The organism is Sphingomonas arabinosi, assembly GCF_036663715.1.
Taxonomy (GTDB): domain Bacteria; phylum Pseudomonadota; class Alphaproteobacteria; order Sphingomonadales; family Sphingomonadaceae; genus Sphingomonas.
In genome coordinates this window covers 610,885-623,282 of sequence record NZ_JAXOJN010000001.1, presented here as the reverse complement: position 1 = coordinate 623,282, position 12,398 = coordinate 610,885, and the positions used below count along the sequence as shown (strand labels likewise).

At 65.3% G+C, this 12,398-nt stretch carries 12 protein-coding genes; 4 read left to right on the top strand and 8 right to left on the bottom strand.

What is annotated here, in order from left to right; all coding sequences use genetic code 11:
• The first annotated feature begins 15 nt into the window (after positions 1-15).
• The gene (locus tag U1708_RS02825; RefSeq protein ID WP_332742487.1) at positions 16-237 is read left to right on the top strand and encodes a hypothetical protein; all 222 of its coding nucleotides are present in this window, start codon (positions 16-18) and stop codon (positions 235-237) included.
• Between the two features lie 34 nt (positions 238-271).
• Here the strand turns inward: U1708_RS02825 and mmsB are convergent, their stop codons facing one another.
• The 4 genes from mmsB to U1708_RS02805 all read right to left on the bottom strand — a co-directional run bounded on the left by mmsB (position 272) and on the right by U1708_RS02805 (position 4,479).
• Entirely contained in the window at positions 272-1,147 is an 876-nt protein-coding gene (mmsB, locus tag U1708_RS02820; RefSeq protein ID WP_332742485.1) for a 3-hydroxyisobutyrate dehydrogenase, read from the bottom strand.
• Positions 1,148-1,282: 135 nt separating this feature from the next.
• A complete protein-coding gene (locus U1708_RS02815; protein WP_332742483.1) occupies positions 1,283-2,059 on the bottom strand; it encodes an enoyl-CoA hydratase in 777 nt (258 codons plus the stop codon).
• 103 nt (positions 2,060-2,162) lie between these two features.
• Positions 2,163-3,206: an enoyl-CoA hydratase/isomerase family protein gene (locus tag U1708_RS02810; protein WP_332742481.1), complete on the bottom strand. Its 1,044-nt coding sequence runs from the start codon at positions 3,204-3,206 to the stop codon at positions 2,163-2,165.
• Positions 3,207-3,321: 115 nt separating this feature from the next.
• Positions 3,322-4,479 carry an acyl-CoA dehydrogenase family protein gene (locus tag U1708_RS02805; RefSeq protein ID WP_332742479.1) on the bottom strand — a complete coding sequence of 386 codons (1,158 nt, stop codon included), beginning with the start codon at positions 4,477-4,479 and terminating at the stop codon, positions 3,322-3,324.
• Positions 4,480-4,570: 91 nt separating this feature from the next.
• Here U1708_RS02805 and U1708_RS02800 point away from each other — a divergent pair, with 91 nt between their 5' ends.
• Positions 4,571-4,915 (top strand): GIY-YIG nuclease family protein, encoded by a 345-nt coding sequence (locus tag U1708_RS02800; protein WP_332742477.1) that lies wholly within the window; start codon positions 4,571-4,573, stop codon positions 4,913-4,915.
• An 88-nt stretch (positions 4,916-5,003) separates the two neighbouring features.
• Here the strand turns inward: U1708_RS02800 and U1708_RS02795 are convergent, their stop codons facing one another.
• Entirely contained in the window at positions 5,004-6,530 is a 1,527-nt protein-coding gene (locus tag U1708_RS02795; protein WP_332742474.1) for a CoA-acylating methylmalonate-semialdehyde dehydrogenase, read from the bottom strand.
• Between the two features lie 107 nt (positions 6,531-6,637).
• Here U1708_RS02795 and U1708_RS02790 point away from each other — a divergent pair, with 107 nt between their 5' ends.
• Positions 6,638-7,555, top strand: a complete 918-nt coding sequence (locus tag U1708_RS02790) for a LysR family transcriptional regulator (RefSeq protein ID WP_332742472.1) — start codon at positions 6,638-6,640, stop codon at positions 7,553-7,555.
• Positions 7,556-7,607: 52 nt separating this feature from the next.
• Positions 7,608-7,997, top strand: a complete 390-nt coding sequence (locus U1708_RS02785; RefSeq protein WP_332742470.1) for a hypothetical protein — start codon at positions 7,608-7,610, stop codon at positions 7,995-7,997.
• A gap of 160 nt (positions 7,998-8,157) precedes the next feature.
• On the opposite strand, the gene U1708_RS02780 is transcribed toward U1708_RS02785, so the two are convergent.
• The 3 genes from U1708_RS02780 to U1708_RS02770 all read right to left on the bottom strand — a co-directional run bounded on the left by U1708_RS02780 (position 8,158) and on the right by U1708_RS02770 (position 12,359).
• Positions 8,158-9,240 carry an acyl-CoA dehydrogenase family protein gene (locus U1708_RS02780; RefSeq protein ID WP_332742468.1) on the bottom strand — a complete coding sequence of 361 codons (1,083 nt, stop codon included), beginning with the start codon at positions 9,238-9,240 and terminating at the stop codon, positions 8,158-8,160.
• Positions 9,241-9,244: 4 nt separating this feature from the next.
• On the bottom strand, positions 9,245-10,441 hold the full coding sequence (locus U1708_RS02775; RefSeq protein WP_332742616.1) for an acyl-CoA dehydrogenase family protein: 1,197 nt from the start codon (positions 10,439-10,441) through the stop codon (positions 9,245-9,247).
• A gap of 280 nt (positions 10,442-10,721) precedes the next feature.
• On the bottom strand, positions 10,722-12,359 hold the full coding sequence (locus tag U1708_RS02770) for an alginate export family protein (RefSeq protein WP_332742466.1): 1,638 nt from the start codon (positions 12,357-12,359) through the stop codon (positions 10,722-10,724).
• Between the last annotated feature and the right edge of the window lie 39 nt (positions 12,360-12,398).

Here is a 12,398-nt window from a genome sequence, read left to right as displayed (position 1 = left end):
CCACGGGAGCCTAACATGTCCGACCCAGACCGTATCGTCGCGATCGGACTTCTTACGCAACGCGACGTGTTCGCGCTCGGCCATGATCTGTCGCGCGTTTATCCTATCGACGATGCCCCCTGCTTCGGCGCGTTGCTCGGCGCGATCGACGACGCCGACCGCGCGTTCCACCGCGCGCAGGATGCCGGCCAATCGCCTGCCAATCCGCAGATCAAGGTTTCAACACCAGCGCGCTAGCGACGTTCGAGAATCAAGCGCGCCCGTCGCAATTTCAGTCGCTTAGCGTGCGGATGATCGCCGAGAAGTCGAGATTGCCCTGCCCAGCCGCCGCGAACGCCTCGTATCGCTCGGCAGCCTTCGCCCCCATCGGCGTATCCGCGCCGACATCCTGCGCCGCCGCCATCGCCAGCCGCAGGTCCTTCAGCATCAGCGCCGCCGCAAAGCCGCCCTGATAGTCGTAATCGGCGGGGGTATCCGGGCCAATCCCGGGGAGCGGCGCATAGGTCGTCATCGACCAGCTTTGCCCAGACGACACGCTGGCGATGTCGTAAAATGCCTGCGCGTCGAGCCCGAGCTTCTCCGCCAGCACGAACGCCTCGCAGGTCGCGATCATCGTCGCCCCGAGGATCATGTTGTTGCAGATCTTTGCCGCCTGCCCCGCGCCGTTCGCGCCGGCGTGGATGACCGCCTTGCCCATGTCCGCGAGGATGGGCTGAGCCCGCCCGAACGCCTCGGCCGAACCGCCGACCATGAACGTCAGCGTGCCCGCATTGGCCGCGCCGATCCCGCCCGACACCGGCGCATCGACCGCGACGAGTCCCTTGGCCTGCGCCGCTGCGGCGACCTGCTTGGCGGTCGCGACGTCGATCGTCGAACAGTCGATCAGGATCGCGGACGGCGACGCGACGCCGAACAGCGCATCGTACACCTCGGCGACATGCTTGCCGGCGGGGAGCATCGTCACGATCGCCTCGGCACCATCGGCGGCTTCGTCAACGGACGCGACCGGCAGACATCCGGCGGTCTTCGCCTTGTCCAGAGGGTCGGCGCTCAAGTCGAACGCGCGAACGTCGTGGCCCTTCTTCGCGAGGTTAGCCGCCATCCCGCCGCCCATGTTGCCGAGCCCGATAAATGCGATCCGTGCCATGTTCTCTCTCCTAAACTTTTTTCTCCCCTCCCGTTTACGGGAGGGGTTGGGGGAGGGCAGCGCTACACACGTACTGCTACGTTTTGCGGCACGCCCCTCCCCTAGCCCCTCCCGCAAGCGGGAGGGGAATTTGGTTCATTTCCCCGTCCAACTCCCGGCACGCTTCTCGACGAACGCGGCCATCCCCTCGCTCTGGTCCGCCGTCCCGAACAGCCCATGGAACAGCCGCCGCTCGAATTGGACCCCCATCGCAAGCCCCGTCTCGAACGCCGCGTTGACCATCTCCTTGTTCGCCAACACCGCCAGCGGCGCCATCGCAGCGATCGTCGCGGCAGTCTTCACCGCCTCCTCGACCAGATCGTCCGCGGCCACGATCCGCGAGACGAGCCCGGCGCGCTCGGCTTCCTCCGCGTCCATCATCCGCCCAGTCAGACACATCTCCATCGCCTTGGCCTTGCCGACCGCGCGCGTCAGCCGCTGCGATCCGCCCATCCCCGGCGACACCGCCAGCTTGATTTCCGGCTGCCCGAACTTCGCGGTATCGGCCGCGAGGATGAAGTCGCACATCATCGCCAGCTCGCACCCGCCGCCCAGCGCATAGCCCGCCACCGCCGCGATCACGGGTTTGCGCGTCCGCGTGAAATTCTCCCAGCCGGCAAAGAAGTTGCTCGCGTACATCTCGGCGAAGCCCTGCGACTGCATCTCCTTGATGTCCGCCCCCGCCGCGAACGCCTTGCCGCTCCCGGTCAGCACCGCGCAGCCCTGCGACGGATCCGCATCGAACGCAGCAAACGCGGCGATCAGGTCCGCCAGCACCTGCGAGTTAAGCGCATTGAGCGCCTGAGGCCGGTTCAGCGTCACGAGCGTAACGCTGCCGCGCTGCTCGACGAGGATCGTTTCGTAATCGGCCATCTTACTCTCCAAAAACATCGTCATCCTGGACTCGATCCAGGATCCAGAGCCCGCAACGCTGCCGCCTGTAACCCTGGATCCTGACTTTCGTCGGGATGACGAGTCAGCCCGGCGTCCAAGCCTCATTCTCCGGCAACGGCGCGAAGATCTGGTCGATCACGTGATCGGTCACATCCTCGGGCGCCGCCGGATCCCAACGCGGCGCATTGTCCTTGTCGACGATCACCGCCCGCACGCCCTCGATGAAGTCGTGCCGCTGCACGACATGCGCGCCAACCGCATATTCCTGCCGCATCTCGTCCGCGAAACTCGCCATTGCCGCCCCCTCATGGAGCAGCCGCAAAGACACCTTCATCGACTGCGGCGACTTGGTCTTCAGCGTCCCGAGCGTCTGCGTCGCCCACTCGCCACCATCGGCTTCGAGCGCAGCATAGATCTCCTCCAGCACGTCCGACGCGAACAGCCGGTCGATGTCGTCCTTCCGCGCGAGAACCTTCGCGTCGGGAGCCGATGTCGCCAACGCGTCCAGCACCCCCGCAATATCCCGCGGCGTCTCCGCAATCCGCGCCTTGGCCGTATCGAGCGTATCGCTAGTCAGGAAATGCGTCGCCAGCCCCAGCGCGAGACATTCCGCGCCATCGAGCCGATGCCCGGTCAGCGCCAGATAGTGCCCGATCCGCCCCGGCAGTCGCGACAGATACCAGCCGCCGCCAACGTCGGGGAACAGCCCGATCCCCGTCTCCGGCATCGCGAACTTGGTGTTCTCGGTAGCCACCCGGAACCGGCACGGCAGCGCAAGCCCGACGCCGCCGCCCATCGTGATCCCGTCCATGAAGGCCACGATCGACTTGGCATAGGTGAACAGTCGGTGGTTCATCCGATACTCGGCATGAAAAAACGCCCGCGCCTCGACGCCGTCGGTCGCCCCCGAGGCGGCGAGCATCCGAATATCACCCCCAGCGCAGAATCCACGCCCTTCCGCATGATCAACCACGACCGCCTCGACCGCCGGGTCGCCCCGCCAGGTCTCCAGCGCCTCAAGCACGCCTTCGCACATACCCAGATTCAACGCGTGCAACGCCTTCGGTCGGTTCAACCGAATACGGCCGACAGGCCCTTCATTCTCGACGATCAGATCATCGGTCACGCGTTCACCTCCAAAGCACCATCTCCGCGTCTCCGCGTCTCCGCGTGAACCAAGAATCTTTTCACGCGGAGACGCGGAGGCGCGGAGCAGAAGGAATGAGCGAAGCTGCGCGGACTCATTGCCGCGTCAGTTCGCGACCGACGATCATCCGCATCACCTGGTTCGTGCCCTCGAGGATCGAATGCACCCGCAGATCGCGCCAGAAGCGTTCGATCGGGTAATCCTGCAGATATCCATAGCCGCCATGCAGCTGCAACGCGCGGTCGACCACCGAAGACCCCGTATCCGTCGCCAACCGCTTCGCCATCGCCGCGAACTTAGTCTTGTCGGGCGCGTTCGCCGTCACCTTGGCCGCCGCCATGTACAGCAGCGCGCGCGCCGCCTCCAATTCGGTCGCCATGTCCGCCAGCATGAACTGCGTGTTCTGGAAATCCGCGATCGCCTTCCCGAACTGCTTGCGGTCCCTGGTGTACGCGATCGCCTCGTCGAGACACCGCTGCGCCCCGCCAAGCGAGCACGCGCCGATATTCAACCGCCCGCCATCGAGCCCCATCATCGCGATCCGGAAGCCCTCGCCCTCCCCGCCGACCATGTTCGCGCCCGGCACGCGGACGCCATCGAAGATCACCTGCCGGGTCGGCTGCGAGTGCCAGCCGAGCTTCTTCTCGTTCGCGCCGAACGACACGCCCGGCATGTCCTTCTCGATCACCAGGCAGGAAATGCCCTTCGGCCCGTCCTCACCGGTGCGGACCATGGTGACGTACACCTCGTTCTCGCCGGCGCCCGAGATGAACTGCTTCGAGCCGGTTACGATCCAGTCGTCGCCGTCGCGCACGGCGCGCGTTTTGAGCGCAGCCGCGTCGGAGCCCGAGCCCGGCTCGGTCAGGCAATAGCTCGCCAGCCGGTCCATCGTCACCAGATCGGGGAGATACTTGTCCTTGACGCCCTGCGAGCCAAACCGGTCGATCATCCACGCCGCCATATTGTGGATGCTGATGAACGCGCTGGTGGAAGGACACCCATACGACATCGCCTCCATGATCAGCGCCGCCTCGAGCCGCCCGAGCGCGATCCCGCCGCTCTCCTCGCTGACATAGATCGCCGCGAAGCCGAGTTCGGCCGCAGCCTTGATCGTATCACGTGGAAAGATGTGCTTCTCGTCCCACTCGGCCGCATGCGGCGTGATCCGATCGGCGGTAAACCGGCGCGCCAACTCCTGGATCTCGCGCTGGTCGTCGGTGAGGTCGAACTGGTTGGCGGCAAGCTGGTTCATCGTGGTCCTATCTCCGTCATGCCGGGCTTGACCCGGCACCCAGAGCCACGGACGCCGGTGTTCGTGGCTCTGGGTCCTGACGTGCGTCAGGATGACGATTGGGGGAAATGGTGTGGAACGGCAACCGGCGGTCTACATCCTCGCAAGCTGGCGCAACGGTACGCTGTACATCGGCGTCACGTCCGACCTCATGGCGCGGATTGTGCGGCATCGTGCCGGATCCTTCGGAGGCTTTACCCGAATGTACGGCGTCAAACGGCTCGTCTGGTTCGAGATGGCGGACACGATGGAAAGCGTCATAGCTCGCGAAAAGCAATTGAAGAACTGGCACCGCGCCTGGAAAATCGAACTGATCGAAGCTGACAATCCGACGTGGCGCGATCTGGCGGAAGACTTGGGATTCGGACCGCTCCCCCAACCGTCATCCCGGGCTTGACCCGGGACCCAGAGCCACGAGCCCAACGCCCGTGGCTCTGGGTCCTGACGTTCGTCAGGATGACGGAAGAAGGGTCGCGCAACCCCAATCACCCCATCGTCGGAATAACGAAAGCGTCGTTATTCCGCGCCGGCCCGCCATCTTCCGCCATAGCCGGCAACGCAGAGCCATCCGGCCAGCGCTGCGTGATCGTCTTGACCTTGGTCCAGAACTTCACACCTTCCATGCCATGCTGGTTGGTGTCCCCAAACGCCGAGCGCTTCCACCCGCCAAAGGTATGATACGCGACCGGTACCGGGATCGGCACGTTGATCCCCACCATCCCGACGTTCACCCGCGCCGCGAACTCGCGCGCGGCGTGGCCGTTGCGCGTGAAGATCGCGACGCCGTTGCCGTATTGATGCTCGCTCGGCAGGCGCACCGCCTCCTCGAAATCGGCGGCGCGGACGATCTGGAGGACGGGTCCGAAGATCTCCTCCTTGTACGCCGACATCTCCGTCGTCACGTGATCGAACAACGACGGGCCGATGAAGAAGCCCTTCTCATGACCCTGCAAAGCAAACCCACGCCCATCGACGACCAGTTCCGCGCCCTCGTCGACGCCGGTCTGGATCCAGTTCTCGATCCGGGTGCGATGCGCCGCGTTCACGACCGGGCCGTAATGCGCGTCGTTGTCGGTCGACACACCAACGCGCAACGCCGCGATCGCCGGGATCAGCTTCTCGCGCAACGCGATCGCGGTCTTCTCACCCACCGGCACCACCACCGGCAGCGCCATGCAACGCTCGCCCGCCGAGCCGAAAGCCGCGCCCGACAGGTCGGCGACGACCTGGTCGAGGTCCGCGTCGGGCATGACGATGCCGTGATTCTTCGCGCCGCCCATCGCCTGGACGCGCTTCCCCGCCTCGACGCCGCGACGGTACACGTAATGCGCGATGTCGGACGATCCGACGAAGCTCACCGCCGAAATCGCCGGATGGTCGAGGATCGCGTCGACCATCTCCTTGTCGCCGTGGACGACTTGGAAAATGCCCTCGGGCAGCCCCGCCTCGACAAACAACTTGCCAAGCCGCACCGGCACCGACGGATCGCGCTCAGACGGCTTGAGGATGAACGCGTTACCCGTGGCGATTGCGACTCCGCTCATCCATAGCGGGATCATCGCCGGGAAGTTGAACGGGGTGATGCCCGCACCGATGCCTAATGGCTGGCGCATCGAATAGACGTCGATCCCCGGCCCGGCACCCTGCGTATATTCGCCCTTGAGGATGTGCGGAATGCCGCAGCAGAACTCGATCACCTCGAGCCCGCGCTGGATATCGCCCTTCGAATCCGCGATCACCTTGCCGTGCTCGGACGAGAGCAGCCGCGCCAGTTCGTCCATGTTCGCTTCGACGAGCCGCTTGAACTCGAACATGACGCGGGCGCGGCGCTGCGGGTTGGTCGCGGCCCAACCGGGTTGCGCCTTTTGCGCGGCCGCGACCGCCGCATCCAGATCGACCGCGCCCGACAGCCGTACCCGCGCCTGCACCTCGCCCGAATTCGGGTCGAACACGTCGCCGAAGCGCTCGGCCGTGCTGGCCGCACCGCTCACGAAATTCTCGATCGTCCGCATGGGCATCCTCTTCTAGTTATCCACACCGTCGGCCATAAGGCTTTCGCAGCCAAGTGGGGCTGTTTGCAGATTCGCTCTGCGAATATGCAGCTCAAGGTGAAGCGTTCATGGATTGGGACGACGTTCGGTATTTCCTCGCCCTTGCGCGCACGCACCGGCTCGGGCCCGCCGCAAAACTGCTCGGGCAGGACGCGACGACGGTCTCGCGGCGGCTGCAGCGGCTCGAGCGGCGACTCCAGACGACGTTGTTCGAACAGACCGTCGCCGGCTACGCGCTGACCGAGCGCGGCGCAGCGTTGCTCGCACATGCCGAGACCATGGAGGCGTCCGCGCTCGGCATCCAGGAAGTGGTCGGCACCGACGCGGGCGTGCTCGCCGGCCCGATCCGGCTGAGCGTTTCGGAAGGCTTCGGCAGCCGCATCCTAGCGCCACGCCTCGCGTCGTTCACCAACCAGCATCCACGGATCGCCGTCGACCTGATCGCGTCGACCGGCTTCCTAAACCCGTCACGACGCGAAGCGGACATCGCGGTGATGCTCGCACGACCGAAAAGCGGACCTTTGGTGGCACGCAAGCTGACCGACTATCACCTCGGCCTCTACGCGCATCCCGATCACCTAGCGCGGACCGGACCGATCGCGACCACGGCAGACCTGACGCGCCACCGGCTGATCGGCTACGTGCCCGACATGATCTATGCGCCCGAACTCCGCTATCTGGCGGAGATCGACGGCCGGCTCGATGCCTCGATCCGCAGTTCGAGCATCGTCGCACAAGCCGAACTGATCGCGGCCGGCGCCGGGTGTGGAATCCTCCCCTGCTTCATCGGCGACCGCGTACCGGGACTGGTCCGCGTCCTGCCCGAAGCGGTCGATATTCAACGCTCCTTTTGGCTCGTCGTCCACCGCGACGTCCGCCGGATCGCGCGGATCGACCGGTTCATCGTTTGGCTGGACGCGACGATCGGCGAGCTAAAGCCACTGATGCTGGGCGTGCCCTCGGCGCCGATTGCCGCCCCGAACTGAGCGCCGTATAGATCGATGTTGCACGGCAGCATCGCCGGACCGGAGCACCGCGTTGATCCCCAAACTCTATCACCAGATGATCGATGCGATCGGCGACGGCACCGGCCTGCCCGACACGATCCTGCATATCCATGCCGGCATGGCGCTGCTGATGCTCGCGCGGCTGGTGACGCGGCGGTCGTTCGGGACGTTCATTCCGTGGTACGTCGTGGCCGCCGGCGAAGCGTTCAACGAGATCATGGACCGGTTGAACTTCGGGGCGTGGCGTTGGGAGGACACCTCGCTGGATATCATCAATACGCTGTTATGGCCGACGGTGATCTGCCTCGGCGTGCGGTTGCGGCCGATGATCGCGCAGAGGGTGACGGTCAAAGCAAGCGATGTCGAGACCAATCCAGAGGAGGCTTTGACTGAGAGCTTACCAGTCGAGACCAAGCACTAACCTGCCCCCCTCCCTGGAAGGGAGGGGTCGGGGGTGGGTCGGCCAGTTGGCGAGTGCCGAAGATCCCAAGCAGCCTACCCACCCCTACCCCCTCCCTTCCAGGGAGGGGGTAGGGGTGTGGGCAAGGTTGGCTCAGCGCAGCCAAGCCAGCCAACCCGCCTCAGCCAAGCGCGATGTAGCGTTGCAAATGATAATCCTCATCACCCAACTGGTGGTCGATCATCACCAGCCGCTTGGCATAGTGCGACACCGCATATTCCCACGTCATGCCGATCCCACCGTGAAGCTGGATCGACTCCTCGGCCACCAGTGCCCCAGTCCGCCCGATCGTATATTTTGCCGCAGCCAGCGCCCGCGCGCGCGCCTTCGCGTCGTCGCCGTCGAACGCCGACGCCGCGTTGATCACCGCCGACTGCGCCTGTTCGATCTCGAGCAGAACGGTCGCCATGCGGTGCTGGAGCGCCTGGAACTTGCCGATCGGCACACCGAACTGCTTGCGGTCGCGGAGATAGCCGAGCGTCGCCTCCTTCACGAACTCCATCGCGCCCACCGCTTCGGCCGACAGCGCAAGCAGCCCCGCCCCTACCGCCGCGTCCACGATCGCCTGCCCCTGCCCGTCGCCGCCAAGCCGCGCCTCAGCCCCTAGCGTCACGCCATCGAACGTCACGTCGCCGGCCGCACCGCCCTCGACGGTGTTGTAGCTTCGCACCGACACGCCCGCCGTGTCCGCGGGCACGACCAGCACCAGCGGATCGCCGTCCTGCTCGACCACCACGACGAACACCGACGCCGCACCGGCCTGCGGCACGACCGCCTTCGTCCCGCTGAGCGTCCAGCCATCGCCGCTCTTCGTCGCGGTCACCGGCGTGGCGCCGTCATCGAGTGCGAAAGCGGCGATCGTCTCGCCCGACACGACCCCGGACAGCATCTCGTCCTGTCCGCCGGCCTTCGCCAACGCCCGGCCGGCCATCAGCGCACCCAGGAACGGCTCGACCACCAGCGCCCGGCCGAGCGCCTCGAACACCACCATGATGTCGAACCCGCTGCCGCCGAAACCGCCCGCCGCCTCGTCGAACAAGGCCGAGACGATGCCGAGTTCGTTCAACTGCTTCCAGACCGCCGGGTCGTACCCTGCCTCGCTATACGCCCCCGCATTGCGGGTATCGATCGGATAGCCGTCCCGCAGCGCGCGGACGAGCGTGTCGGCCAGCATGCGCCGGTCGTCGGAGTGTTCGAAGTTCATGTGATCACAGACCCAGGATGGCTTTGGAGATGATGTTCTTCTGGATCTCGTTCGACCCGCCGAAGATCGACAGCTTGCGGTTGTTGAAATAGCTCGGCGCCGCCATCGCCGCGTCCTCCGGGCCGACATCCTCACCGTTCCACCCGGCTTCCAGAGCCTCGGGTATGTAAGGCGCGGCATACGAACCATAGGCACGACGGGTCAGCGAGGTGATCTCCTGGCGGATCTCGGTGCCCTTGATCTTGAGCATCGAACTTTCCGCCCCCGGCGCACCACCGCCCGCGACCGCCGCCAGCACGCGCAGGTTGGTCGTCTGCATGTTGGCCAGATCGATCTCGACCCGCGCCATCCGCGCCGCGAACAACGGGTCGTCGGCAAGCGCCCGCCCGCCCTTCTTCTGCATCTGCGCGACTTCCTTCAGTCGCTCGAACGACGCGATCGAGAAGCCGACGCCGGCGATGTTGGTGCGCTCATAGGTCAGCAGATACTTGGCGTAGGTCCAGCCCTGGTTCTCCTCCCCGACGAGGTTCGCCACCGGCACCTCGACATCGGTGAAGAACACCTCGTTCACCTCCTGCTCGCCGTCGATCAGCGTGATCGGGCGTACTTCGATACCGGGCGACTTCATGTCGATCAGCAGGAACGAAATGCCCTCCTGCTTCTTCGCGGCCGGATCGGTGCGGACGAGGCAAAAGATCATGTCGGCATGCTGGCCGAGCGTCGTCCAGGTCTTCTGGCCGTTGACGACATAGACGTCGCCCTTCCGAACCGCGGTCGTCTTGAGGCCCGCGAGATCGGAGCCTGCGCCCGGCTCCGAATAGCCCTGGCACCACCAGTCGGAGCCATCGAGGATACGCGGCAACCAGTGCTTCTTCTGCTCCTCGGAGCCGTATTTGATCAGCACCGGCCCGAGCATGTTCACCCCGAACGGGACCACGCGAGGCGCGTGCGCAAGCGCGGATTCATTGTCGAAGATGAAGCGCTGGATCACGCTCCAGCCCGGACCGCCCCACTCCTCGGGCCAGTGGTTCGCCAGCCAGCCGCGCTCGTTCAGGATCGCGTGCCATTCCTCCATGTCCGATTTGCGGAGGCGCTTGCCTTCGCGGACCAGCGTCGAGAGACGCGCGGGGAGTTTGTCGCGGAAGAACGCGCGAACTTCGTCGCGGAACGCTTCTTCCTCGGGCGTGAAGCTGAGATCCATGGCCATGTGCTCCTGATGTTGGAGACCATGTGCCACAGTCGATCGAGGAATTGAAGGACCGGTATGGTCAAAATCGCATAAAATGCGGAGCCGAGCGACGCAGGTTAATCCACCCGGTATCCAACGTCTTCCCCCCTCCCTGAAAGGGAGGGGTCGGGGGTGGGTCGGCCAGCTCGGGCCATCACCGTTCATTATGCGGAAGCCGACCCACCCCCAGCCCCTCCCTTCCAGGGAGGGGGGAAAATGTCAGACAGCCCTCGCCTTCAGGAAGGGGAGCACATCAGAACCGGTAGCTGATCCACCCGGCCAGGAAGTCGGAATTCTTATACCCCGCGTTCGTCAGCGCCGGCCCCGCGATCAGATGCTCGTAGCGCCCGGTGAACGACAGCCGCGAGCTGATCGGATACACCGCCTGGAACCGGATCGTGTCGGCGATCTTCTTGCCCCCGAAATTCTGCGTGCCGGCGAACGCGGACCCGTTCGCACGGTACACCGCGTCGCTGGTCGTATCGCGCCACGACAGCTGGTATTCTGCGGTCAGCCTCAGCTTGCCGAGCGTGGTGAAGCTGAAGTTGGGCGCGACCGCGATCAGGTTGGTCGGCGTCGCGAACAGCTGATAGCTGTAGTAGATGTTGTTGCCGAACGGCGCGAGCGAGTTGCGCAGCGTGCCGGTGCCATACGCACCACCACCGCTCGCATAATCCGCATGGAAGCCGACGCGCGGCGCATTCTTGGCCTTGCCGAGCCGATAGGTCTGCCCCGCCAGCAACAGCCACGCCTTGATCGAGCGGTTGTCATAACTGCCGCCCTGATAGTTGATCGTCCAGTCGAGGTTGACCGGCCCCGCATCGCCCCAGATGTGCAGGCCATAGAAGTTGCGCACCTCGCGCGCCGTGCCGGTGCCCCACGTCGCCGAGCGATCGCGCAGCCGCCAGAGGAAAGGATCGACGTACAGCTTCGATCCGCCGAACAGCGATTCGGGCACAACGATGCCGGTCGAGATGCCCGTGAACCGCCGATCGCTCTCGGCATTATCGTCCTGTGTTCCGCCATTGCCATACGCGGTCGGCTTGAAATCGAACACGTCGGCGCGGACTCCAGCCGTCCGCGCCCAGGCGCGGAAACCGTTGAACCCGAAATACAACGTGTTGTTGTCGCGCGGCACGACCAGCAGGTTCGGCCCGTCCGCGAAGGTCTGGCGACCATAACGCACGCCCAGATCGACATCGGCGACCGTCCCGGTCACGTCGACGAACGCCTGCTGCACCGCCAGCTTGTTGCGCAGATTTGGCAATGCGGTGCCGAGATTCTGCCCCTCCAGCGTGCCGTGCGCCAATTCCCCGTAAAACCGGAAATGCTCGCCGACATGCAGATCTGCACCGCCGAACAGACGCAGAATATCCTGCCGCTGCGCTTCGGCATCGCGCAGATTAGGGTTGGTGGTCTGGTTGACGCGCAACCGCGCCTCGCCCGACAGCGTCAGATACACCTCGCCGTCCGCGGCGATCGGGATGAACTTCAGCTGGTCGACGATGTCCTTGCGCTTGGCCGGATCGCGCAGCTTCGACCAATCCTCCGCCCAGCGCGACTGGTTGTAGCCACCCGCGGTCGTCCCGTCGCCGATCGCGGCGTTGGGATAGCTCTCGGCGATCGGCGACGCCGCAGCGCTGGCCGACTGGTCCTTCGAAACGGGATTGCGCCGCGCCCTCAGCTGGCGCGGAGCCGATGCGGGCGCGCCTGCGGAGACGCCATCGGAGAGAGGCACGGGATCGGCCGCGGGCTCCGCCGCCACGGGATCGGTCGCCGGGGCGGTCTGAACTCCCGCCGTCTGGGCTATAGCCGTCTGGGCGATAGCGGTGGACGCGAGCAAGGAGGAGGCGAGCGCGCACAGCGCTCCACCGATGGACGGACGGATCATAAAAGCACCTCGAACTGCTAGGGTGGCTGCCCGCTGCCG

Bases quoted from the DNA above. Each gene is read 5' to 3' on its own strand.
- U1708_RS02775 (WP_332742616.1), bottom strand. From the start codon at position 10,441: ATGGATCTCAGCTTCACGCCCGAGGAAGAAGCGTTCCGCGACGAAGTT.
- U1708_RS02790 (WP_332742472.1), top strand. From the start codon at position 6,638: ATGGATTGGGACGACGTTCGGTATTTCCTCGCCCTTGCGCGCACGCAC.
- U1708_RS02805 (WP_332742479.1), bottom strand. From the start codon at position 4,479: ATGAACCAGCTTGCCGCCAACCAGTTCGACCTCACCGACGACCAGCGC.
- U1708_RS02800 (WP_332742477.1), top strand. From the start codon at position 4,571: ATGACGATTGGGGGAAATGGTGTGGAACGGCAACCGGCGGTCTACATC.
- U1708_RS02770 (WP_332742466.1), bottom strand. From the start codon at position 12,359: ATGATCCGTCCGTCCATCGGTGGAGCGCTGTGCGCGCTCGCCTCCTCC.
- mmsB (WP_332742485.1), bottom strand. From the start codon at position 1,147: ATGGCACGGATCGCATTTATCGGGCTCGGCAACATGGGCGGCGGGATG.
- U1708_RS02780 (WP_332742468.1), bottom strand. From the start codon at position 9,240: ATGAACTTCGAACACTCCGACGACCGGCGCATGCTGGCCGACACGCTC.
- U1708_RS02825 (WP_332742487.1), top strand. From the start codon at position 16: ATGTCCGACCCAGACCGTATCGTCGCGATCGGACTTCTTACGCAACGC.
- U1708_RS02815 (WP_332742483.1), bottom strand. From the start codon at position 2,059: ATGGCCGATTACGAAACGATCCTCGTCGAGCAGCGCGGCAGCGTTACG.
- U1708_RS02795 (WP_332742474.1), bottom strand. From the start codon at position 6,530: ATGCGGACGATCGAGAATTTCGTGAGCGGTGCGGCCAGCACGGCCGAG.